1 protein-coding gene is annotated in these 1,103 nt (G+C 70.4%); it reads left to right on the top strand.

The genetic code is table 11. The annotated features are described in order from the left end of the window. Window positions 1-978, top strand: a 978-nt coding sequence (locus ACIQOV_RS42490) for a hypothetical protein (protein WP_401056631.1), incomplete at its 5' end; no start/stop codon positions are given. Window positions 979-1,103: the final 125 nt, after the last annotated feature.

The raw sequence follows: 1,103 nt of genomic DNA, 5'->3' as shown, positions 1-1,103 counted from the left end.
GACGGAAGCCTGTTGGCGACCAACCAGACCAGCACCACGGGCGGCTTCCGCAGCTGGTACCAGCTCAGCGGCCCCGGCGTCCACACCGGCGACCCGGCACCGGTCCTGTCGCCGGCCGCCGGCGGCACCGTCCACGTCTTCACCCGCACTCGTACCGGCCAGATCGTCGACTACGCCCAGACCGGGCCCGACGCGTCCTTCAGCCCCGCAGCGGCGGTCGGAAGCTCCGCGCCGGTCCTCGCCCAGGACCCCGCCGTCACCCTCACCGCCAACGGCAGCATGATCGTCACCGCCGTCGACACGGCCGGCGACCTGTGGGCAACCAACCAGCCCGCACCCGGCGCCGCGTTCGACACCTGGTACAAGGTCAGCGCCAGCGGCGGCCTCACGGGCCGCGCCGCAGCCGTACTGTCCCCCGCAGGCGGCGGGACCGTCAACCTGTTCGCCCGCACCACCAACGGCCACATCGGCTTCTTCGGCCAGGGCAGCCCCACCAGCGGATTCAGCCCGGGCGCCTACCTCGGCACCACCTCGCCCGCCTTCGCCGGGGACCCCAGCGTCACCACCGCCTCCAACGGCACCATGATCGTGGCCGCCATCGACGTCAACGGCGACGTCTGGGCCATCGACCAGGCCGCGCCGGGAACGCCGTTCCGCGAGTGGTACAAGATCAGCGTCAGCGGCGGTACCGGCGGCGCCACCAGCATCGTCCTGTCCCCCGGAGCAGGCGGCACCGTCAATCTCGTCGCCCGCACGAGCAACGGACACATCGCCCTGTTCGGCCAGGGCGGCCCGACCACCGGATTCAGCACCGGCGCCTACCTCGGCAACCCGAACATGACCTTCGCCGGGGACCCGCGCGTCACACTCCTCGACAACGGGGCCATGATCGTCATGACCACCGACGTCGCAAGAACCACCTGGGCGATCGACCAGGCCGCACCAGGAGAATCCTTCCGTTCCTGGTACCAGGTCTGACAACCAGCGGAACAACTCCGGTTGGCCTAGGGCCAATACTGGTGATTTAGGTTGATTTCCGGCTGGTTGGGCTGGCTTTCGTGGGCCCGACCAGCCGGATCGTGGGGGCCTGGGGTGGGGGCAGG

The sequence above is a fragment of the Kitasatospora sp. NPDC091257 genome (assembly GCF_044757675.1).
Taxonomy (GTDB): domain Bacteria; phylum Actinomycetota; class Actinomycetes; order Streptomycetales; family Streptomycetaceae; genus Kitasatospora; species Kitasatospora lactacystinica.
This window is presented reverse-complemented; position numbering and strand designations above follow the sequence as displayed.